At 45.5% G+C, this 22,704-nt stretch carries 16 protein-coding genes; 12 read left to right on the top strand and 4 right to left on the bottom strand.

All coding sequences use genetic code 11. The features are described from left to right. Positions 1-202: 202 nt before the first annotated feature. The 10 genes from DYADSP32_RS07170 (at position 203) to DYADSP32_RS07125 (ending at position 11,898) form a co-directional block, all read left to right on the top strand. The gene (locus DYADSP32_RS07170) at positions 203-1,153 is read left to right on the top strand and encodes a beta-ketoacyl synthase chain length factor (protein WP_414617594.1); all 951 of its coding nucleotides are present in this window, start codon (positions 203-205) and stop codon (positions 1,151-1,153) included. Then, positions 1,143-1,913 (top strand): polysaccharide deacetylase family protein, encoded by a 771-nt coding sequence (locus DYADSP32_RS07165; RefSeq protein ID WP_149243371.1) that lies wholly within the window; start codon positions 1,143-1,145, stop codon positions 1,911-1,913. Before DYADSP32_RS07170 ends, DYADSP32_RS07165 begins: the two co-directional genes overlap by 11 nt. Beyond that, entirely contained in the window at positions 1,900-2,532 is a 633-nt protein-coding gene (locus DYADSP32_RS07160; protein WP_149243372.1) for an outer membrane lipoprotein carrier protein LolA, read from the top strand. The genes DYADSP32_RS07165 and DYADSP32_RS07160 overlap by 14 nt, the downstream gene beginning before the upstream one ends. A 46-nt stretch (positions 2,533-2,578) precedes the next feature. Beyond that, complete coding sequence (locus tag DYADSP32_RS07155; RefSeq protein ID WP_149243373.1) at positions 2,579-2,950, top strand: 3-hydroxyacyl-ACP dehydratase; 372 nt, start codon at positions 2,579-2,581, stop codon at positions 2,948-2,950. Between the two features lie 107 nt (positions 2,951-3,057). Beyond that, a complete protein-coding gene (locus DYADSP32_RS07150; protein WP_149243374.1) occupies positions 3,058-4,227 on the top strand; it encodes a DUF2062 domain-containing protein in 1,170 nt (389 codons plus the stop codon). Between the two features lie 37 nt (positions 4,228-4,264). Next, on the top strand, positions 4,265-5,200 hold the full coding sequence (locus tag DYADSP32_RS07145) for a zinc-dependent peptidase (RefSeq protein ID WP_414617593.1): 936 nt from the start codon (positions 4,265-4,267) through the stop codon (positions 5,198-5,200). Positions 5,201-5,407: 207 nt separating this feature from the next. Beyond that, positions 5,408-8,032, top strand: coding sequence for a sodium-translocating pyrophosphatase (locus tag DYADSP32_RS07140; protein WP_149243375.1), 2,625 nt, complete (start codon positions 5,408-5,410; stop codon positions 8,030-8,032). Between the two features lie 171 nt (positions 8,033-8,203). After that, the gene (locus DYADSP32_RS07135) at positions 8,204-9,634 is read left to right on the top strand and encodes an MBOAT family O-acyltransferase (RefSeq protein WP_149243376.1); all 1,431 of its coding nucleotides are present in this window, start codon (positions 8,204-8,206) and stop codon (positions 9,632-9,634) included. 2 nt (positions 9,635-9,636) lie between these two features. Further along, on the top strand, positions 9,637-10,494 hold the full coding sequence (locus tag DYADSP32_RS07130) for a hypothetical protein (RefSeq protein WP_149243377.1): 858 nt from the start codon (positions 9,637-9,639) through the stop codon (positions 10,492-10,494). A gap of 171 nt (positions 10,495-10,665) precedes the next feature. Beyond that, positions 10,666-11,898 (top strand): multidrug effflux MFS transporter, encoded by a 1,233-nt coding sequence (locus tag DYADSP32_RS07125; protein ID WP_149243378.1) that lies wholly within the window; start codon positions 10,666-10,668, stop codon positions 11,896-11,898. Positions 11,899-12,024: 126 nt separating this feature from the next. Here DYADSP32_RS07125 and DYADSP32_RS07120 read toward each other — a convergent pair whose 3' ends face one another. The 4 genes from DYADSP32_RS07120 to DYADSP32_RS07105 form a co-directional block, all read right to left on the bottom strand. After that, positions 12,025-12,963 (bottom strand): nucleoside hydrolase, encoded by a 939-nt coding sequence (locus tag DYADSP32_RS07120; protein ID WP_149243379.1) that lies wholly within the window; start codon positions 12,961-12,963, stop codon positions 12,025-12,027. A 26-nt stretch (positions 12,964-12,989) separates the two neighbouring features. Continuing rightward, positions 12,990-13,886 (bottom strand): ribokinase, encoded by an 897-nt coding sequence (gene rbsK / locus DYADSP32_RS07115; protein ID WP_149243380.1) that lies wholly within the window; start codon positions 13,884-13,886, stop codon positions 12,990-12,992. 83 nt (positions 13,887-13,969) lie between these two features. After that, positions 13,970-14,584, bottom strand: a complete 615-nt coding sequence (locus DYADSP32_RS07110) for a class I SAM-dependent methyltransferase (RefSeq protein WP_149243381.1) — start codon at positions 14,582-14,584, stop codon at positions 13,970-13,972. A 261-nt stretch (positions 14,585-14,845) separates the two neighbouring features. Next, positions 14,846-17,338 (bottom strand): T9SS type A sorting domain-containing protein, encoded by a 2,493-nt coding sequence (locus tag DYADSP32_RS07105; protein ID WP_149243382.1) that lies wholly within the window; start codon positions 17,336-17,338, stop codon positions 14,846-14,848. Positions 17,339-18,958: 1,620 nt separating this feature from the next. On the opposite strand from DYADSP32_RS07105, the gene DYADSP32_RS07100 reads away from it, so the two are divergent. Next, complete coding sequence (locus DYADSP32_RS07100) at positions 18,959-21,223, top strand: PSD1 and planctomycete cytochrome C domain-containing protein (RefSeq protein WP_414618157.1); 2,265 nt, start codon at positions 18,959-18,961, stop codon at positions 21,221-21,223. Next, a complete protein-coding gene (locus DYADSP32_RS07095; RefSeq protein WP_149243383.1) occupies positions 21,220-22,680 on the top strand; it encodes a DUF1501 domain-containing protein in 1,461 nt (486 codons plus the stop codon). Before DYADSP32_RS07100 ends, DYADSP32_RS07095 begins: the two co-directional genes overlap by 4 nt. The last annotated feature ends 24 nt before the right edge of the window (positions 22,681-22,704 follow it).

The following is a 22,704-nucleotide window of genomic DNA, read 5'->3' as shown; positions in this document are numbered from 1 at the left end:
CCGCCGGGCGGATGTGAGATGTGACCGGGCGGCCGGGCGGAAGTGAGCGGCTATGTGTGATTGGGGAATGTTTTTTGTTAGCCGATTGATCCATTAAATACCCGCCCCTTAACCATTTAACCATTGGCCCTTAGCCCCTTAACCCGTTGACCGATTAACCATTACCCGATAAAATTTAACAATTAAACATTTAACAATTATTTTGTTTTACATCACTGCCGCTTCCACCATTTCTCATCAGCCTACTTTTCAAAACCCGGGATTTTCAAACGGGATAGGGGAGTTGGGAAATGATTGGACTATGGTAAATCCGGATTTTAAGGAACATATAGAGCCGGCCTTACTCAGAAGAATGAGTAAGATATTAAGGATGTCCGTAACTTGTGCCAAAGACTGTCTGCGGCAGGCGGGTATTCAGCAACCCGACTCCATTGTGGTGGGAACGGGACTGGGGTGTTTGGCTGATACAGAGAAGTTTCTGAACAACTTCCTCACGATTGAAGGGTTGTTGCCACCGACTGCATTCATACAATCCACGCACAATACCATTGCTGGTCAGATATCGTTGAGTCTGGGGAATCATGGTTACAACATGACCCACACACAAAACACCCTCTCCTTTGAGCACGCCATGCTGGACGGCATGCTTTTATTAGGCGAAAATGATGAGAATGTTTTGGTAGGAGCCGCCGATGAGTACATTGGTATTCTGGACGATATTGGTGCTGCGCTTAAGATGGCTCCTGTTTTTTTAACTTCAGGGGCATCCTTTTTTGTAATATCCAATCGGCCTGAAAATGCGCTGGTCAGCATAGTGGACGTGGAGACGGTGCGTGCAGTATCTGATTTGGCGGAGATAGTCAACACATTCTTATGCCGAAACGGATTGGATGAAGCAGCCATAGATCAGGTGTTATTTTCCGACGAGTCGGTATTTGGTGTACCGGGCCATTTATCCTCCTATTTTCCCGATACGGTCGCATTTGTAAACTACCCACTTTTTTCGGGTTTTTACGCCACCAATTCTGCTTTTGCGTTGCACCTGGCCATCGATAAAATGCAGTCGGAGCCCGGCATTCGTCATATTCTTATTTTGAATCACCTTCTGGGCTCTAACCTGGGGTTAACACTTCTACAATCACTTGAAGCATAACATCGTAACCTTTGTGACCCTTACAGCCCTGGTCCTGAGCAGTGTAATTTTTTGGGAAACGGGGTTTGTTGAATTTGTACTCATTGGTATTGGTGTGATCTACCTGGCTTGTACAGCGTATGGTTCATCTAAAATTGAGGCCAACTATTTCATCAATTCAATTCATATTGGTAAGAGTAAGGGTGTGGCCCTGACTTTTGATGACGGTCCTGATCCTAAAACGACCCCGGCTATCCTGGCTGTATTAAAGAAGTTCGACGTTACAGCCACTTTTTTTGTAATCGGTAAGAAGGCTGAGTTGTACCCGGACCTGCTTCGTCAGATGGATGCGGAGGGGCATACCATTGCCAACCATTCCTATAGCCACAGCTATGGTATCGGTTTTTTTTCGACCAAAAGGCTTTCAGATGATATTGCCCGGTGTAATGAGGTGATCGCAGCAATATTAGGTAAAACGCCGATCCTTTTCCGCCCACCGTTTGGGGTGACCAATCCCCGGTATGCGGCCGCTTTGAAAAAAAATGGAATGATATCTGTGGGCTGGTCTTTACGAAGTCTGGATACGCAGGCTAAAAATAAATACCAGGTTATCGAAAAAGTCATATCAAACATAAAGCGCCGTGACATCGTTTTGCTCCATGATCATCTTCCGGTCACTGCGGATGCATTGGAAGACATCATTGAACATTGCAGGAATAAACGTGTTCTTCTGGAACCGTTATCGAAGGTTATCAACAAGGATCCATATGTTAAGATATAGTTTTTCCTTATTCATCATTGCGTGCCTGATCCAGTCCATGTCACTGGCTCAAAGTTTCAAACCGGCAGGCGATCCGGCCAAAATTCTTTCCGAACTGAAAAAGGCGTCTCAGGCAACCAATACTTTGCAGGCCGATTTTAAAGAACAGAAATTTTTGTCGGTTCTCAAGAATCCTCAGCTGTCCTCGGGAACGTTCCATTATCAAAAAAAGGATAAGATGAGATGGGAGCAGCAGAGGCCATCCAATTACGTAATATTAATTAACGGTGATAGATTACGCGTTCAGGAAGCTGGGAAGGAAAAAAATGTCGCTGCGGCAGGTCGGATGGCCGCCCAGATCAAGGAGTTAATGTTAGGTCTTGTCAATGGAGATTTTCAGGATAACAGGGCTTTTTCGCAAACCTGCCTGGAAAACTCGGAACGTTATCAGATCATTTTAACGCCAACAAGTAGTCGCTTGAAAAAGATGTATTCTAAAATAAGCCTTGTTTTTTCGAGAAGTTCGCTCCGGCTCGGGGAGCTGACTTTTTTTGAAAAAAGTGGAGACAAAAGTATAATGACCTTTACAAATGAAAAGATTAACGGGGAGATTCCTGAAGGTGTCTTTACAAATTTGTAATCGCCACAGCTTATCTGATACGCCACGCCTCAAAATGTAGTTCTGAATGTTTGCAGATTCCTTGTATACCCGGTCCTCACTAAAAGTTGCAGATTCGGTACTCATTGCCGAAATTGAGCTAAATCCGGCTCATCCTTTGTACGCGGGCCATTTTCCGGATGCTCCAGTGTTGCCGGGTGTGGTGCAGTTGCAGATTTTAAAGGAGATTTTGGAAGGCCATTTTGGAAGAAAGCTTTTATTGAAGGAGATGAGAACCTGCAAGTTTTTACGGATCATAAATCCTTTTGAAACATCAGGACTGGTCATCGAGGCCAAAATGAAAGAAACAGATTCATTGGAGGTGGTAGCATCGGTCAGCCACGCAGATATGGTATATTTGAAGGCGCAAGTGAGCTATACGTTTTGTTCCAATGCTTAAGAATTACAATAGTCTTTCCAGGGCAATAACAGGAGTTTTCTCATGCAATTACTCGGTAATTGTTTACCATCAGGGAAGACGGTCCCGGATTAAAAATCAAATTTGAAATGAACCTTTCTGCGCTCCATTGCTGTGTACTGATACCTACCTACAACAATCACAAAACACTGCGTCGTGTGATTGAGGGGGTCATGGAGCACGCAGATGGTCTGGACATCATCGTGATCAACGATGGCTCAACGGATGAAACAGCTACAATCCTTGCCGGATACGGGCAGCGCATCCGGGTGCTGCATAATGAGGGGAATAAAGGCAAAGGGTTTTCGTTGAGAAGGGGCTTTCAGGAGGCCATCCGACTCGGTTATCGCAACGCCATCTCCATCGATTCGGACGGGCAGCATTTGCCCTCGGACATACCCTTGTTTGTTCAGGCCGCTGCTGCAAACCCAGGGGCAGTAATTATGGGGTCGAGGGATATGGAGCAGGCCGGAGTTCCGGGTAAAAGCTCGTTCGGTAATAAATTTTCGAATTTCTGGTTCAAATTTGAAACCGGTATTACGCTTCCGGATACACAAACAGGCTATCGCCTTTATCCTCTTGGTCCCATCAAACATCTCTGGCTGTTTACCACCAAGTTTGAAACGGAGATTGAGGTCATCGTGAAACTCGCCTGGAAGGGAGTGGCCATTTTACCGATACCCATTCACGTAATCTATGATAAGGATGAACGTGTCACGCATTTTCGCCCATTCCGTGATTTTACAAGAATAAGTATCCTTAATACTTATCTGGTGCTGCTGACTTTACTTTATTATCTTCCTGTGCGGCTGGTGAAAGCAATACGTGATAAGGGGCTGTGGGAGATCATCAAACGAGAGGCCCTTAAGCCCGAGGAGACCAATGTAAGCAAGGCTGTATCCCTGGGATTTGGTTTTTTCATGGGTATCGTGCCCATATGGGGCTTTCAACTCATGGTAGGCATTCCCATTGCTGTTTATTTCAGGATGAACAAAGTTCTTTTTCTGACCGCCGCCAATATCAGCCTGCCGCCGCTCATTCCATTTGTCATATTTGGGAGTTATAAATTTGGGGGATTATTTTACCAAAATGGCGTACAACTGAAAACCATCACGGATCTCACGCTGGAATCAATCAATCTCAATTTTGCCCAATATTTCCTGGGCGGGACTTTACTTGCCTTATTTGCAGGAATTGCTGGCTTCGGCATTTCTTTATTCACTTTAATGATTTTCCGTAAATCACCTCTGGCAGGTTGAGTTCAGGCATGTGTTAATTCATTCTTTCAAGGTTCCTATGGCCATCACATCTGCGTCAGACCTAAAAAGGCACTATGACAATGTTCTGAAAGGAGCACGTCTGATAGCCGTCATGTTCGCCTTATTGTCATTGTTATTTTTTGGAACGCTCACGTATTTCAGCGGCAAGCAGGCGATGTTGATTTTGGGTATTATATCTGCCATAGCTATCCTGGTTTTTCACAGGGTTTACTACCGGAAATCTTACTCGCGGCTGGCGCTATTCCAAGTGGACTTCCCGGTGGGCTGGAGAACCATTCTGCAAAAGCACTCCTTGTTTTACCGAAATTTAAATGCACTGAAAAGGGAGCTTTTTGAAAAGCGTGTTCAAATATTTCTATTTGAGAAAAGAGTTGAAGGCATTGATACGGACGTAGATGACTTGGTAAAAGTTCTCGTTGCAACCAGTGCAGTCATTCCCACATTTGCTTTTCCGGTATTTAATTATCCCCATTTAAATGAAGTACTCATTTACCCCTCCGCGTTCAACCGGCAGTTTGAAGGTAAAGGCGAAAACAAGATGGATGAAAACATTGAAGGCATGGTAGGCAACCGGTTTATGGCGCGCTCCTTATTGTTGTCCAAACCAGCGCTGTTGGCTGGATTTAACGGCAGATCCGGTGAAGATAACGTGGGTATCCATGAGTTTGTTCATCTTTTGGATCGGGAAGACGGTGAAACAGACGGAATTCCTGAAAGGCTGATGGAAAACAACTATGTAATTCCCTGGCTTAGGCAGATAAAAGGGGAGACAGCCCGTATCAAACAGGGGAAATCTGATATCAATCCTTATGCAATCACGAATAATGCGGAATTTCTGGCCGTGGTAAGCGAATATTTCTTCAATGATCCCGAAGAATTTGAGGAGAGGCACCCGGATTTATATCGTTTCCTGTCGGGCTTTTACGGACAGCAAGCCGATCTCAAATCATGATACAACTTGTCACCTTGATTTTATTGGTCAGTCGCGCTTATGGGATGATAATCAGCGTATAGGAGGGTTGGGTCGTAAATTCATTGTCGGAATTTTTATAAAATATAGGCGAATTGATCAAAAATAAGCTTTTCCCATTTTGTTATGAGGTCTCATTCTCTATATTTACGAGATTTTAAAAACCTTTAACCAAATTCTATATCGCGCATGAGTTCTATTACCTATTTAGTGCCGGCTTTGGGCATTCTTGGCTTGCTGGTTATGTTTTTCAAAAGAGGGTGGGTGGTGAAGCAGGACAGTGGCAGTCCGGAGATGAAAGAGATCGCCGATGCCATCGCCGACGGTGCCCTTGCCTTCCTCAAAGCCGAATGGCGCGTACTGATTGTTTTCGGTATCATTGTTAGTATTCTATTGGGTTATTCAGGGACACTGGTTGAAAATTCCAGTATCTACATTGGAGCATCCTTTCTTGTTGGGGCGTTTATTTCGGCTTTCGCGGGTTACATCGGAATGAATATTGCCACCAAATCAAATGTGCGTACCACACAGGCGGCGCGCACCAGTCTGGCCAAAGCGCTGGAAGTTTCTTTTACAGGTGGTTCTGTCATGGGAATTGGTGTAGCCAGTTTGGCCATTATTGGTTTAGGGGGTTTGTTCATTATTTTATATTCAGTGTTTGTCGATCCCAGTGATGTGAATGGTCTGGGTATGGAAAAGGTGCTGGAAGTATTGGCCGGGTTCTCATTGGGTGCAGAATCCATCGCGCTTTTTGCACGTGTGGGAGGAGGTATTTACACCAAGGCAGCGGACGTAGGAGCGGATCTGGTTGGTAAGGTTGAAGCCGGTATTCCCGAGGATGACCCCCGTAATCCGGCAACGATTGCCGACAACGTGGGCGACAACGTGGGTGATGTGGCCGGTATGGGAGCCGATTTGTTCGGATCTTATGTGGCCACTATTCTGGCAACAATGGTATTGGGACGTGAGATTATTTCCGATGCGGCCAGTGATCATTTCGGTGGTATTTCTCCGATTCTTTTGCCTATGGTTATTGCCGGGGTAGGGCTTATTGCTTCTATAATCAGCATGCTCTTGGTCAAGGTAAGTGATGATCATGGCAATGTTCAGGGCGCGTTGAACAGAGGTAACTGGGGGTCGATCATTCTGGTTTTGATTGCTAGTTATCCTCTTACGCTCTGGATGCTGCCCGAAGGTACAATGTCCATTCGTGGTGTAGACTTTACGGCCATGGATGTGTTCTATGCCATTTTATTGGGTTCTATTGTGGGTGCGATCATGTCCATCGTGACAGAGTATTACACGGCTATGGGCAAAAGACCGGTTCAGTCTATCGTTAACCAATCTTCCACGGGTCATGCAACAAATATTATCGGAGGACTTTCGGTAGGTATGGAGTCCACCGTGATTCCTACATTGGTGCTCGCAGCGGGTATTTTTATCAGTTATGAGTTTGCAGGTCTTTATGGGGTGGCTATTGCAGCCGCGGGGATGATGGCCACCACGGCCATGCAGCTTGCGATTGACGCGTTCGGACCTATTGCAGACAACGCAGGCGGTATTGCCGAAATGGCTCACCTGCCTGAAGAGGTTCGCGGACGTACCGATGTTCTGGATGCGGTGGGTAATACCACGGCTGCTTCGGGTAAGGGTTTTGCTATTGCTTCTGCTGCACTTACTTCACTTGCCCTCTTTGCGGCTTTCTGTGGCGTTGCAGGCATAGATTCGATTGACATTTATAAAGCCAATGTACTGGCTGGCCTGTTTGTAGGGGCGATGATTCCTTTCATCTTTTCATCTCTTGCCATCGCCGCGGTAGGTCGTGCTGCGATGAAGATGGTTGAGGAAGTTCGCCGTCAGTTCCGCGAGATTCCGGGGATTATGGAAGGCACAGCCAAGCCGGAGTATGACAAATGTGTTGCTATTTCTACGCAGGCATCCATCAGAGAAATGGTAGCGCCTGGGCTTATCGCGTTGATCGTTCCGGTGATCGTCGGATTTTTATTCGGACCGGAAGTACTTGGTGGTACTTTGGCGGGTGTAACTGTATCGGGCGTTTTGATGGGTATTTTTCAGAACAACGCAGGTGGTGCCTGGGACAACGCGAAAAAATCCTTCGAAAAAGGTGTTGATATCAATGGCAAAACCTACTACAAAGGTTCGGATCCTCACAAGGCAGCTGTAACCGGTGATACCGTAGGAGATCCCTTTAAAGATACTTCAGGACCTTCGATGAATATCCTGATCAAATTGATGTCCATCGTTTCCCTTGTGATTGCGCCACACATTGCGGTCGACAAGGTGATGGGTGAGGCAGTGGTCATGGAGGAATCTATAGCTCCGCCGCCACCGCCGGCAGAAATGGAAGTGCTGGAAGTAAATGGAGTAAAACTGATGATTGCTCCTTTTGGAAACCCGGTTGAAAAATCACTCGTTGAATTTATAAAATCTGACGCACAAGCCGACAAGGAGACCTGGTTTGACTTTGACCGCCTTCTTTTCGAAACCGGCAGTTCAAATTTGAAACCTGAATCTCAGGATCAGCTTGAAAACGTGGCTCAGATACTAAAAGCCTATCCAGGTGTGTCTGTGAAGTTGGGCGGCTACACCGACAATACCGGAGATGCCGCGGCCAATCAGAAATTATCTTCTGATCGTGCACAGTCCGTCAAAAAGTCTCTGGCAGACTTAGGAGTGGATGCGGCTCGTCTGGAATCGGAGGGTTATGGCGAAGAGCATCCTGTGGCGTCTAATGATACCGAAGAAGGCCGTGCGCAAAATCGTCGTATATCGGTTCGTGTAACGAAAAAATAGTTGCCAGATTCATTCCGACAAAAGCCCGGCTAAGCAATTGGCCGGGCTTTGCTTTTGCTTTTTCCAAAATCGCTGTTACGCTTTATCCCTGATTTACTATATTTGGCCCGCCAATGGCAGGGTCTCATCATAATTTTAGGTGTTTAGTAATCGTATTTAGTTGATCAAAAAATGTTATTTACCAGTCTCGAGTTTGTCATTCTTGTATTAATAACATTCGTCATTTACTATTTACCGGGTGGAAGGACCCCTGCCTCCAACTTTCAGATGATCACACTGATCGTTTCCAGCCTTTTCTTCTATGGATATTATGAGCCAATATTGGTTCTACTTCTGCTTTTTTCGGTGGGGATCAATGTGGTGTCCAGTTATTTGATCATCTACGGACGCCCTGCCAACCGCAGGATGCATGCGATTTGGGGCGTTGTACTCAACCTCGCCATACTACTGTTTTTTAAATACAGTGGTTTACTCGGAAGTGCCCTATTTGGAAAAGATACCGAAGTGGTGGCCTTTCTGGTCTCCATCCCGTTACCCATCGGTATTTCATTTTTTACATTTCAGGGAATCAGTTTGATTGTTGACACCTATCGCAATCGGGATCTGGAATCATACCGGTCGCTGATACCCAGGTTGTGGCTCAGTCATGCACGAAATGTGCTTCTGTTTAAATCCTTTTTTCCACAACTGGTGTCGGGGCCGATTGTGAAGGCGTACTATTTCCTTCCACAGATTAAACAAAAGCACTTTGGGGAAATAAATTGGGAGTATTGTTTCAGGGCACTTACGCTGGGTTACTTCCTCAAAATGGTCGTTGCCGATAACCTGAAAGATCAGACCGGGTTGATCGTTTATCCTTTTTTTGAGGCAGAATCCACATTGACCCTTCTGACGATGCTGTTTGGGTATTCTATGCAGATCTATGCAGATTTTGCAGGCTATTCGCTAATCGCTCTGGGACTTGCAGCCTTATTTGGTTATCAGTTTCCGATCAACTTTAATTTCCCATATATCAGTAGTACTTTCTCAGAGTTCTGGCGAAGGTGGCATATTTCGCTTTCCAGTTTTCTGCGGGAGTATCTCTACATACCGCTTGGGGGAAATCGTCATGGCTGGTTTCGTACTTATTTCAACCTGTTTATAACCATGGTTTTGGGAGGTTTGTGGCATGGAGCAGCGTGGAGTTATGCGATATGGGGTACATTCCATGGGCTGCTTCTGGTGATAGAGCGCATTGTTGTGAATCACGTTACCTTGAAACCGCATGTTTTGTTCCATATTTTGAAAGTGCTCTTCGTATTTAGCCTGGTTACTTTTGCATGGTTATTATTTAAGCTACCAGATTTTTCGCATGTGATAGCGTACGTTCGGGCCGTGGCATTGAATGGCGACCGGCCTCACAACGTATTGCCCATTGCGCTGGTTCTAGTGTACTCCGTGCCAGTTATCGGCTACCACATCTGGTATTTGCTGCGTGAGTCCAAAATGGCCTTTTTGCAAGCCGCACAATCCCGATCCGAATCGCTTTTGTTTGGCGTTATGCTGTTTTTAATCATTACCAACAGCGGTTCCAGCAATAGTTTTATATACTTTCAATTCTAAAAATGGTAAAGAAAGCGATTGTAATTACTGTGTTGCTTTTTGCGGGATACTCCCTATTCCTTTACTTTTTTCAGGATCGGATTCACAGGACAGGGCAGGATCAGTATTCGCGAAATGTTGTGAAGGCCGAAGAGTACCTGTATGAGGAAGGGCAGGAGGCAAAGGTGGTGATATTGGGCACTTCGATGGGGAGCCGAATTGTGATGGACAGCTTGCCTGGTGATTATTTCAACCTGGCCATGGCCGGGATGGGCATATTTGATGGACTTTCGTTGTTGGAAAAGGCTTCCCGAAAACCGAAGGTTGTTCTGATTGAAATGAATGTGGTGTTAAGAGGTCAGAACGAAGATCTCAGAAAGGATCTTTTTCATCCGGTGTTTTATCCGTTGAAAGCGCATATTCCCGCGTTAAGAAAAAAATATCAACCCGTAGCGGTTGCAAAAGCACTCCTCAGAGATCGTTCAGGATCCAGGCAGGATGTGGGTCTTTTTATGCCGCCCAAGCACATTTTTGATCAGGAGGTAGCCAATGTCATGCGAAATTCGGCGAAAGAGCCTTCGCAGGTTACGCTCTCGCAACGGTTTCGGAAGCTTTCTCAGCAAATCCAAGCACTTCGTGATGAAAACGTTCAGGTTGTATTTTTTGAAATGCCATTTTATGCTAAAGCTCAGAATTTAAGGGAGCCTACATTGATTCGTCAGGAGTTTTATAAATATTTCCCCGTTACCCGATTCAAATATATAGACCTCCCCTCTGACGCTTACGACACCAGTGACGGTATTCACCTGGCGCCCCGGGAAGCTACACGTTATACGCTTTATCTGAGGAAAATGCTTGCACAGGATATTTCAGGCCTTTAAATATCCCATAACCCCATAAGCTCATGCCTGACTGCTCATGACTCTCTGCTGTTCCGTTTGAATGGTGGTATAATGAATATAATTATATCGACTAATTGTTGTAATAATTGAGATAGAGGAACTTAATACTGTCGGAAGATGGTTTGAAAGTCATTAAGTTCTATTTCGTTGATGAGTCGCAGAAGATACACATACATTATTCTTATTCTTGGATCCCTGGCTACGGTAAGTCCCTTTTCCATCGATATGTACCTGCCTGGATTTCCCAGGATCGCAGCAGATCTTAGAACCACCATCGACCAGGTCCAGCTTTCGCTCACCAGTTATTTGATCGGGATTTGTATTGGACAGGTATTGTATGGGCCTCTCCTGGATCGTTTTGGAAGAAAAAATCCTTTGTACGCCGGTCTTTTCTTGTACGTGCTGGCTTCCTTTGGCTGTGCCATGACGTCCTCCGTGGAGTCACTGATTGCCATGCGGTTTTTTCAGGCAATGGGTGGTTGTGTTGGTTTGGTAGCTTCGCAAGCGCTCGTGAGTGATTTATTTCCTTCTGAAAAAAGAGCTGAGGTTTTCTCCTTGATCACACTGGTGATTGCTGTGTCGCCCATGATTGCGCCAACGATCGGAGGATATGTTACGGCTTCAATCGCCTGGCAGTGGATATTTATTATTCTGCCCGGTATTGTGTCGCTGATGATTGTTGTGATATACTTTTACCTGCCCACAGGAAAATCGCCGGATGCATCCGTGTCGTTGAAACCTGATGCGGTGTTAAAAGGTTTTTACACGGTGGCCAGGCAGCCCCAGTTTCTTATTTACACCCTGGCTGGTGGATTGGCCACGGCGGCGCCTTTTGCCTATATTGCGGGCTCTTCGGATGTTTTTATGAATATCTACAAAGTGACAGAACAGCAGTACGGATGGATTTTTGCCCTGCTTGCTTTCGCTATGATCGGTTCCACGCAGATGAACCACATCCTGCTAAAAAGGTTTAACAGTGAACAGATTATCAGGACGACGTTGATTTATCAGAGTTTATTGGGTATGGTTTTGATCGTTGGTGTTTATTATCAATGGTTTAATTTGTATGGCCTGATCGGTATGATGTTTGTTTTTCTGACCGGGCAGGGGCTCACAGGGCCCAATGCTTCCGCGCTTTCGCTGTCACCATTCCGAAAACATACGGGTAGTGCATCGGCTTTGATGGGCAGCTGGAGGATGGGAGCGGGAGCGCTAATTTCGGCATTGGTGAGCGTTTTTCACAATAACACGGCAATGCCCATGGTGGGGATGATGGCAGCCTGCTCCGTAGGAGGGCTTGTGATATTATCTTTCGGAAATTATGTTGTCAAACATCGTCCCTCCCGGGATGACGTGGAGGAAGAATTGTCATTGCTGCTGTAGACCTGATCATTCAATCTTCGACAGTTTAATCATGTAGCTTAGGAGTTGTATTCGTGGATTAATATTCTTTTCTGTTTTCCCCATACCTTCAGTCGGTCCCCTTTGGGCATGTCCAAAAAATGCTAACTAGGGTAGAACGCTTATCGCCTGATACAGCAGCTCAATAAATTTCCCGCGATCGAGATCGTAAACAACTTCGGCATTTGCTTGCTGGTTCAACACATCGTAAAAGTCGACGACCGTCGTGCCTGCGGTTAATGTCCCATTCACTTCCACGTCAACAAAGCATGGTTTGGATGCAAACATACCCGGATCCAGTAGCCAGGCTATTGCACAAGGATCGTGCAAAGCCGCACCGCCGTCGAGTTCTGAACGATTTTCCCGATAAAATATGGAGAAGAAATCCATTAACTCCGCAGCAGCGATTCCGGATTTGTTTCCCAGGGATCTGAGTCTTTCAATATCTCGCTGGAATACGAGCGCTTTGTGCGTTACATCCAGCCCACACATGGTAATCGGAATACCCGACCTGAACACGATCTGGGCGGCTTCCGGATCGACGTAAATGTTGAATTCGGCAAGTGGAGTCATATTTCCTCTGAAAATCCCACCACCCATCAGCGAAATTCGCTCGATTTTGTTTTTCAGATGGGGGTACGCCAGCAGGAAGGCTGCAATGTTGGTGAGTGGTCCGGTAGGTACAATCATGACTTTTTCGTGAGATTGTTCCAGAATGTGTGCTATGCCCTGTACCGCTGGCAAAGCTTGCGCCTCGAAAGATGGAGAAGGCAGTATGGGGCCATGCAGGCCGGTTTCGCCATGGACATGGTCGGCGATAATAAGTTTACGGAACAGCGGCTTCTCACATCCCCGGTATACAGGAACGTTCGCTCCTATGAGCGTAAGGATTTTTAAGGCATTCGAAAGGGTTTTGTCCTGTGTCTGATTGCCGGCCGATGTTGTGACGGCCCTTACATCGAATCTCCCGGATCCAAAAGCCAGCATCAGCATCATGGCGTCGTCATGCCCGGGATCACAGTCAATAATGACGGGTATTTTTTTCATGTTGTGAAGTGCGGACTTTAAATTAATTATTCAATTTCGTTCTGGTACGGAGCAGAGCTTTGTGCGCCCATTCGGGTCACAGAAATGGCGGCAGCTTTACATGCATACTGGCAGGCGGTGCGTAAATCCTCGCCAGCGGCCATTGCTGTAACCAGCGCTCCGTTGAATACATCTCCGGCGGCAGTCGTATCAACAGCATTTACCGGGACGGATGGGATAATTTGATCATAGCTTTCATTGCATAAGTACACCCCATTTTTGCCCATGGTTATGACGACATTTTCAACTCCTTTATGACGAAGATATTGCGCAGCTGCATGAAGGGAGGCCCGATCTTTGGGTAAAATACCGGTCAGTATCTCTGTCTCCGTTTCGTTGGGGGTGATCAGAAAAACATGCCTGAGCAGCTCGTCTTCTATCCTGGTGGCAGGAGCGGGATTAAGAACCAGTCGGATATTTAATGCTGCGCATCGTTTGATCACATACCCAACTGTGTCCATCGGAATTTCCAGCTGAACCAGAACGACATCTACCTCCTTGAAGATTTCGTCAGGGAGATTTTCTGGTTTCAAATCCATGTTCGCCCCGGATGCTACTACAATTTGATTTTCCCCACTTTCATTTACGGTTATAAGTGCTATACCTGAGGCGAGGTCATCGGATTTGGAAATGAAACCGACATCCAGTCCTTCTCTGGCGAAGCCTTCCAGAGCCTGTTGCCCAAAAATGTCCTTGCCAATTTTGGCAACGAAACGAAGATCGGCTCCAAGCCTCGCAGCGGCTACTGCCTGGTTAGCCCCTTTCCCACCCGGATTCATCAGAAAAGACCCTCCCAGAACTGTTTGGCCCGGTTGCGGAAACTCCTTTGTTTTGACCACCATGTCTGTGTTCGAACTGCCAATCACCAATATTTTCGCTGACATCCGATGCAGGTTTTTAGGTTGAATAGTAACGGTGAAAAAGGGGCAATCTATGTTATTTGTGGCGGAGATGACACGATCTGCTGCTATTTACGTTGCCCAACTTTTTTTGTATCAACGAGAATTCCCAGTCCGTAATGATGCGGATAGTTGTATATTTTTTGTCCGGTGGCCTTTGCGATATCCTTTATAGCTTTTCTTACTTCAGGGAAGCTTTCAGTATCATGAAACACCGTACAATCACTGTGCTGTGCCGTCCACAGTCCGCATTCGTAAGTTTCTTTATAATTGTGTACAATATCAACGTGCGCAAAATTGTATCTCTGCTGGTCTTCCTTAATCCAGTCGCGATAATCAGACTTGATCAACTCGATATTTTGATAAGCCGACAGCCGATTCCGGGTATCGTCAAAATGTTCGATTTGGTTCTCCGTGTGCTGGTCACCTTCGAATGTGTCTACCCCAATGACTTTTTGGAAGTAATTTGAAAATATAACAGCCGAGTAGCCAAACTCTACACCGAACTCAATGCAGTTATTTCTTTCAAGATTGAACCGTGTAATGATATCACCGATGATCAATTCAAGGCCTTTCCAGGCAGATGTGATTTGAAGAACATGTTCAGGTTTAGAAAAGCTGGTTGGCTTGTATGGTTCAATGTCTGACAAAAACTTATCTCGGATCAGTGTTCTGAGTCCCATCTTAGTGCGAGTCGTTAGCGGTTCATGGTAGGATACAACTTTTAATGGCAGGTAATTTAAGGATTATTCGCCAATTCCTACCAACGAGCGGAAGTGTTAACCAAGAAAGACCTTTGCTTTTAAGGTCATGCCCGATGCCCTTCACTCGAAATTTTGAAGCTAAAGTATTTGCATGTAAGTTAAAAGACTGACCGAAAGGATTCGACCAGTCTTTTAACTTGAGAGAAATTATTATCGGCTTATTTGGCCCGAATACCCTGCCTATTGTTTCACAATTTTATAAGCACTAACGGTGCCGTCCGTACGTACAATTTGCACCAGGTACAACCCGGAAGTCAGATTACTTGCTTTTATACCTGTCCGCAACGCATTTGTAGTTTCAAAAATAATTTTACCCAGGCTATTCACCACACGAACGGACTTGACGTTGTTCCAGTTATCAACCGAAACGTGCATGTTATCGGCATTGGTAAGTGGATTAGGGAATACGCTAACGCCATCCGTGCTGAAAGTGATGCTTTCAATACTGCTGAGTGCAAACTTGCCGTCACGGTCTATCATTTTCAGGCGATAAAGGTTTTCACCGTTCAGGGGTTGTGCGTCCGTGAGGCTGTAATTGCGCAAAGCAACGCTTTCTCCAAGTGCCGTTTTTGAACCGATTACTTCCCATGCTTTGCCCTTCGCGCTGCGTTCAAGTTCAAAGCGGTCGCTGTTGCTTTCTTCTGTGGTCGACCATGAAATTTGAGCAACGCTTCCTTCCTTGCGTACTTTGAAAGATGTAAGTTTTACAGGTAGTGGATTAGCTTCGATAGTCAAAGTAAAGCTGGCGGAGGCTTGCTGAATGCCGTCAGAGGCGTAGATCGGGAATGTGTATGTATCTACCGGGGGGACAGATGGGTTGCCGGTTAAGATTCCGTCGGTAGATAAAGTAAAGCCGGTCGGCACTTCGTTTGCGGCAACCCTTCCTCCGGGCATATTCGGATTTGTTAATGAATAAGTGTAACCCGAACCAAGTCCGCCCGTCGCCGTTCCAAACAGCACCTTGATGTCTCCCGAGAAGGTGGTTTGCTGCTTATTCGCGGTGGGGAAGGTACCTCCCGGAAGAACAAGCGGCGGATACACCGTTAGTTTTTTGGTGAGGAAGAGACCTGTGGATACACCGTTTTCAAATATCTCAACGGTGACGTCATACTCGGTAGTGACCGCAACGGCTGGCAGGCTGGCGACACTTACAGCTCCGGTGTTAGGATTTACCACAACGGAGAGGCCGACAGGCGACACCGTTACGTTTCCATATGTGAATGTGTGGTCTGGATTTTCTGCCTTGATTGCTCCCCCAGAGGCAAGCGGTTGTGATGCAACACCTGCTGGAATGGCTACGGAGGCATCTGTAAGAACGATAACTTTAAGTTTGGTGGAGTCGGAGAATGAGGTTTGGCAGCTACCTGATTTTACCGAAACGGCCACAAAATCTCCGTTACTGTTTACTGCAACAGGAAAAGCTGCAGCGCTTGATATTGACGTAGCGTTCAGGTTGGTTCTGTCAGGTAACGGGCCTTGCCAGAATATATTGTTATTCGTACTTGTAGCCGTTACGTTTGGGGTGGCACCTGCGAACTGGTATACGAATTTAGATGAGATGGTGGGTTTTCCGGTTACAATTTTCGCATCATAAACTAATACGTCACCGGCGAGTGCATTGATTGCGACAAGCTTGCTCGTGGATATCTTGATTCTATCAAAAATACCTCCGGGAACAAGATAGAATGGTATCTTATCGCCTGTTGAAAATAGATTTAAAAGTTGGATTCCAATAAGACTTCCCAGGCTAGCAGGAGCCCCCACCTCTGTGTTTCCCAGGTAGGCTTGTACTGTTACATTGTTAAGAACACCAACGCTCAGCGTGGATCCTGGAAAAGAAAGAAGTACCCTCGCTTCGTCACTGGCGTCAGACGGTCCTCCAAAATGTATGGTCTGCGACAAAGTCTGGCCTAGACCAACGGTTAATGTGCTTGCAGCAATAGTTGAGGCAGTATTTTCACTTAACGCGCCATCGTCTATGGCATTCAACGGATTAGTTACCGCATTGGACAATATGTTGGTCGTGAGGATGGCCACCGACTCACCCAAATTGGTATATTTTGAATCGCCACAGTTATAGTCATTGTGATATTCTGCATAGTAGACGTTGAGGCGGGCTGATCCAAGACCTACTCCGAGATAGGCGGCATAATCGAGAATGATTTGAAGATCTGTGTAATCATTGGTTGGGGTAACTGCGAGAAATAACTCCCCTGCCTCGTTTCTCGCAAAAGTAGTTTCAACTGCCCCTCCGCCTGGTACATTTACACTTACCACATTGTCATCAAGCAGACTGAGGATGCTTACCAGAGAATTCAGATTCACTGTTATTCCAGAAAAGCTCACCTGATCGATCCGAATATAGGATGTTCGTTTCCCGGGTATTGTTGACGGGAATTTTAAATTAAGTTGGGCAGTGCCACTAACTGCTCCTAGTCCCAGATTCACACCACTGGATCTCATCTCAGCTGCTAAAACATCTGGGGCGGAATGGTTAGATTGGTTTGCATCGCTCACCCCTGCCAAAAGGATATTACCCGATGTTCCGGTGGTGTTCTGGTAAACGGCATAAATCTGGCCGAACGAAGTCTGAACAGCGGCAAAGAGGAAGAGTAACAGTCCAAGTAAGGGGGCCTGAAATTTAGATTGCGAGTAGCGTGTAAACGTTTCCATACAAATTGATTTTAGGTTAGTTAAAGAAAATTGAAAAGCTATGATTAAACTGTCAAAAATATTTTTGACAGTTATTAAAATATAATATCTCCTTGTCGTCTTATTGTTAGGGGTGCGATAATTTAGCTTACAACTCAGGATCAAATATTTCGAAAAAGGTAAAATTCAGAAACTGAGGCATTGTTCAAAACGTTGAGCTTTTTCTTTTGAGAGGGTGAACGGCTGTTTTTTGCAGAAGTCAAAAATGATATAAAATCAGGATTACTTTGCATTCAATACAGAGTTTCAATTATTATTTTGAGCCCGTTTCAAAAAGTGTACTATAATTAATTAAAGCGATGCTCAAATATATAGATAAATTTCTAAAATTTAATTTGAAGAAAAGGTAAATGTAGATCACACAAACTAGAAATGACGTATACAGCATTTTTACGGGGGGTAGTGAGCATATTTTTATTGAAAAATTTATTTTTCGGTACGCAAGTTTTGTATTTGATCTTGACTATCTGAAGGCTGTCATTTAGTCTTCATTGGATTGTAGAAAATGCTTACGCCTGTAAATTAGGTATTTTTGTATGTACTAATATATTGTAAATAAGTGATTTAAATATTTAACATTCATAAAATTTTTTAATTTTTCTGATTGGTGATTTTTCGGTTACTAATGTAGCGAGTAGGTAGGCTCTGCGAGTTTTTGTGCACTTTTCCTATCGGGTTGGTGCGTCTAATTATTGAGCTGTTAAACTAACCGTTAGTAGCTAAAAATTTTCCCTTCAGTCACCTACTTAAACTTTTAGCTATGTTGAAGCATGTAGATTTTATCCTGATATGAATGAAAAAATTTCTATATGTTGGATGGAATTTTCGCTCCACCTTGGGACATTTTTCGAAAGTAAGCTTGTGACGCTCAAGAGTACCTTCGGTGGGGCGGGATCTATGTCTTTGTGTAGGCTCACCCCATGTGAAGGGAATTTTTAATAGCAGTAGTTGAAAACCTTGTCTGCAAATTTTCTGATTCCGGGAATCTTTCGGTGGGAGAATAGGCAGAAGTTCCTCGTTACGGACAGATGTGATTTGTTTTAGATTTTGGCTCTGCTTACATCACAATCTTTTGACAGTTTTTACGTCCGGGCTCCATCATTATCATCGATGATTTGAAAACACATTTCTGGGGGTGCCTGGCAAGGCAAAGTGCGTTTTTTAAAGAAAATGTTTAATTGCTACCAGCCCTGAACCGGCAGAGTTGATGCTTTAACAGGAATCGCCGTTTTTCTCTGTAACATTTATAACTGCGTAATTTAATCTATATTAGGAAAGCTGCCCTTCGGAAAAATAGTGGGTGAGGGTTTAGGTGGGTGCCATTTTCTGCTAAAAATAAAGGCACACAAACTTCTTGTATTTTATCCTGCGCTAACCGGCTAAAAGGGCGATATTACTGTTTGTACCAGCATACAACAGGACAGTTGGCAGTTCATTTTATATTTAAATTGCCCAATAATTTTACATTTTTTTAGTTATTTAATTATATTGGACACCGAAAGTGAGGTACGTACCCGAACCCGTGATTTTATGTTGAAGTTGAGTTTGTTTATTGTTTCTGTTTTTTCTCTGGCTATCACCATGCAATGTTGCCAGTCGGATTCGTCCGGCCAGTTGCAAGAGGAGAAAATTCCTGACGAGGTTAGTTATAATTTTGATATAAGGCCCATCCTTTCGGACAAATGTCTGGTATGCCACGGGCCTGATGCGAATAAAAGGGAAGCCGGGCTGCGGCTCGACGTGGCAGAGAGTGCATTCAAAGCACTTAAGGAAAATCCGGGGGCTCACGGGTTGGTGGCAGGCAAGCCGGAGCTGTCTGAGGTATTTCTTCGGATTGCTACCACGGATACCACCAAGTTGATGCCGCCACCTTCATCCAATCTTAAATTGACTCAGCGCGAAGTGAACCTGATCGAAAAGTGGATCAAACAAGGTGCGAAGTATGAAAAACACTGGGCATTTGTGGCACCCAAAAAACCAGCATTACCTGAGGTGGATAACGAGGATTGGGCAAAAAATGAAATTGATTATTTTATCCTTCAAAAGCAGGAGCAAAAAGGCCTCAAGCCTAATGATGTGGCGGATAAAGAACGTCTGCTGAAACGATTGAGTCTTGATCTGGTCGGGTTACCACCCACGTTGAAGATGATGGATGATTTCCTCGCCGACAACAGCGACAAGGCTTATGAGAAGATGGTTGACCAGCTACTTCAAAATCCAGCATACGGAGAGAAAATGGCCCTTCACTGGCTCGATTTAGCCCGGTATGCGGATTCACATGGTTATCAGGACGACGGATATCGGACGCAATGGCCATGGAGAGATTGGGTGATCCATGCTTTTAATAAAAACATGCATTACAATGATTTTGTGACCTGGCAGCTGGCGGGTGATCTGATGCCCAACAGCTCCAAAGAGCAGTTGCTGGCAACCGGCTTCAATCGGAACCATAAAATCACGGAAGAGGGCGGGGTTATTCCGGAAGAATATCGCATCATGTACGTAACCGACCGGAATGATCTGTTTGGTAAAGGTTTGCTTGGGATTACACTGGAATGTGCACACTGCCACGATCACAAGTATGACCCTTTTTCGCATAAAGAATACTATCAGATGTTTGCCTTCTTTAATAATGTAAAGGAGGTTGGCATTGAATCCGTGATAGGCGGTCCTGAGACTTATGCTAAAAAACCGCTAATGGAGATTAGCAATGAAGATGTAAAAAATATCCTGACTTTTGTAAACAAGCCAGATACCAACCGGTTGATCGTGTCGGTGATGGGTGATCTGGATACGGCCAGGCAAACCTACGTGTTGAAACGGGGAGAATATGACGCGCCCGGTGAACAGGTGCAACCGGCTACTCCGGCAGCAATTCTTCCTTTCGACAATAAATACCCTAAAAACAGACTGGGGCTTTCCAAATGGCTTTTTGATAAAAGAAATCCGCTTACTGCACGTGTTTATGTCAATATATTGTGGCAGGAGTTCTTTGGAAAGGGAATCGTAAAGACTTCCGGGGATTTTGGTATGCAAGGCGAGCTACCGTCGCATCCTGCCCTGCTGGACTGGCTGGCGGTTGATTTCATGGAACACAATTGGGATGTTAAACGGTTGGTAAAGCAGATGGTTACATCGGCTACCTACCGGCAATCGGCCATCATTACCAAAGAGAAACTAGCCATTGATCCCGACAATATCTTACTGGCCAGGGGGCCTCGATACCGGATACATGCTGAGTTTATAAAGGATCTGGTTTTGGCAAGCAGTGGTCTGTTGAACAAGACAATCGGCGGACCCAGCGTGAAGCCTTATCAGCCGGCCGGATTGTGGGAAGGAGCCACTTCGGGGAGGGGGCTGTTATCGGTCTATAACCAGGATCATGGTGCAGCCTTGTACCGCCGTGGCATGTATACGTTGATCAAGCGAACCGTACCGCCACCCACCATGGGAATTTTTGATGCCAGTAACCGTGATCTTTGTGAGGTAAAACGACTCAAGACCAACACCCCGCTACAAGCGCTTGTCATGATGAACGATCCTGCAGTGCTGGAGGCTTCCAGAGTACTGGCATCCAGATTATTGGAGGAGAAAACGGAATCCAAAGACAAGATAATCAAAGCTTTCAGACTCATTGTTTGCCGTACGCCCAGCGAAAAGGAGGTTGGCGTACTAACTGCATACTATGACAAGCAGCTTAAAATCATGCAGCAAAGTACTGCAGAAAAAATGACTGCCGTAGGAGAATACCCTATGACCAAAAAAGTAGATAGAAAAACGTTGGCTGCGCTGATGCGTGTCGTGTCAACTATTTATAATCTTGAAGAAACCATTACAAAATCATGAAGCCACTCGATAAGGAGATCATAGAACACGGCCTTAGCTTTAATAGACGACGTTTTTTATCGTCTATGAGCCTGGGTATAGGTGGGGTTGCACTCGGTTCGCTTCTCATGCCTGACCTGTTTAAAGCAAGTGAATCGGAGGAAGGAATTGCACCGGGAGTTGCCCACTTTGCACCAAAGGCAAAACGCGTCATTTATTTGTTTCAGAACGGAGCACCATCTCAGCAGGAGTTATTTGATTACAAACCCAAACTAAGGGATCTTTTTGGTCAGGAAATTCCACCGTCGGTACGTGGTACGCAGCGGTTAACCGGCATGACGGCCAATCAGGCATCTTTTCCGCTGGTCGGCTCTTTTGTGGATTTCAAGCAATACGGGCAGTCGCGGGCATGGGTAAGTAGCCTAATGCCCTACACTTCCAAAATCGTGGATGATCTTTGTTTTGTTAAATCCATGTACACGGAAGCCATTAACCATGATCCCGCTCTGACGTTTTTGCAAACGGGTTCACAGCAGGGAAACAGACCAAGTATGGGCTCCTGGCTGAGTTATGGCCTGGGTAACGAAAATAAAAACCTACCCAATTTCACAGTTTTATTGTCGCGTGGTGTCGGTAACGGGCAAGGCGTTTATTCCAAATTATGGTCCAATGGCTTTCTAGATTCGGTGCACCAGGGAGTTCAGTTCAGCAAAGGAGAGGATCCCGTACTTTATCTACGCGACCCTGAGGGCATGGACAGGCTGGCCCGTCGCGATATGCTTGACAATCTTTCGGAGCTCAACGAGCTTTCTTATGAAGAATTTGGCGATCCTGAAATCACTGCCAAAGTAAAGCAGTATGAGATGGCGTACCGTATGCAAACCGCAGTACCGGAGGTGATGGACCTTTCCAAGGAGTCGGATGATATCATTAAGTTATATGGACCCGACTGCCTGGTACCAGGTACCTATGCAGCCAACTGCTTATTGGCCCGGAAACTGTCGGAAAATGGGGTTCGTTTCGTTCAGCTTTACCACCAGGGGTGGGACCAGCATGGTAACCTTCCCTATGAAATCACCCAACAGGCGAAAGATGTGGATCAGGCTTCGGCTGCTTTGGTTACAGATTTGAAACAGAGAGGGTTGCTGGACGAAACGCTGGTGATTTGGGGAGGTGAGTTTGGGCGTACGAGTTATACGCAGGGTAAGTTGACCCCGGAAAATTACGGTCGCGACCATCACCCGCGTTGCTTCACGATCTGGATGGCTGGCGGTGGCATAAAGCCAGGGATGGTCTATGGAGAAACGGATGAGCTGGGCTACAACATTGCTTCCAATCCGGTTCATGTTCATGATTTTCAGGCTACAGTTCTCCACCAGCTTGGCCTGAACCACGAAAAACTAATTTTTAAACATTTAGGACGCCGTTACAGACTTACGGACGTTTCAGGGAAGGTGATTAAAGATATCATTAGCTGATCTATTATATTGATTACAGTTCTA

This window comes from Dyadobacter sp. 32 (assembly GCF_902506755.1).
Taxonomy (GTDB): Bacteria; Bacteroidota; Bacteroidia; order Cytophagales; family Spirosomataceae; genus Dyadobacter.
This window is presented reverse-complemented; position numbering and strand designations above follow the sequence as displayed.

Excerpts from the sequence above, each read along its gene's own strand:
- DYADSP32_RS07160 (WP_149243372.1), top strand. The coding sequence starts at position 1,900 with ATGTTAAGATATAGTTTTTCCTTATTCATCATTGCGTGCCTGATCCAG.
- DYADSP32_RS07155 (WP_149243373.1), top strand. The coding sequence starts at position 2,579 with ATGTTTGCAGATTCCTTGTATACCCGGTCCTCACTAAAAGTTGCAGAT.
- DYADSP32_RS07150 (WP_149243374.1), top strand. The coding sequence starts at position 3,058 with ATGAACCTTTCTGCGCTCCATTGCTGTGTACTGATACCTACCTACAAC.
- DYADSP32_RS07145 (WP_414617593.1), top strand. The coding sequence starts at position 4,265 with ATGGCCATCACATCTGCGTCAGACCTAAAAAGGCACTATGACAATGTT.
- DYADSP32_RS07140 (WP_149243375.1), top strand. The coding sequence starts at position 5,408 with ATGAGTTCTATTACCTATTTAGTGCCGGCTTTGGGCATTCTTGGCTTG.
- DYADSP32_RS07135 (WP_149243376.1), top strand. The coding sequence starts at position 8,204 with ATGTTATTTACCAGTCTCGAGTTTGTCATTCTTGTATTAATAACATTC.
- DYADSP32_RS07130 (WP_149243377.1), top strand. The coding sequence starts at position 9,637 with ATGGTAAAGAAAGCGATTGTAATTACTGTGTTGCTTTTTGCGGGATAC.
- DYADSP32_RS07125 (WP_149243378.1), top strand. The coding sequence starts at position 10,666 with ATGAGTCGCAGAAGATACACATACATTATTCTTATTCTTGGATCCCTG.
- DYADSP32_RS07120 (WP_149243379.1), bottom strand. The coding sequence starts at position 12,963 with ATGAAAAAAATACCCGTCATTATTGACTGTGATCCCGGGCATGACGAC.
- rbsK (WP_149243380.1), bottom strand. The coding sequence starts at position 13,886 with ATGTCAGCGAAAATATTGGTGATTGGCAGTTCGAACACAGACATGGTG.
- DYADSP32_RS07110 (WP_149243381.1), bottom strand. The coding sequence starts at position 14,584 with ATGGGACTCAGAACACTGATCCGAGATAAGTTTTTGTCAGACATTGAA.
- DYADSP32_RS07105 (WP_149243382.1), bottom strand. The coding sequence starts at position 17,338 with ATGGAAACGTTTACACGCTACTCGCAATCTAAATTTCAGGCCCCCTTA.
- DYADSP32_RS07100 (WP_414618157.1), top strand. The coding sequence starts at position 18,959 with ATGCAATGTTGCCAGTCGGATTCGTCCGGCCAGTTGCAAGAGGAGAAA.
- DYADSP32_RS07095 (WP_149243383.1), top strand. The coding sequence starts at position 21,220 with ATGAAGCCACTCGATAAGGAGATCATAGAACACGGCCTTAGCTTTAAT.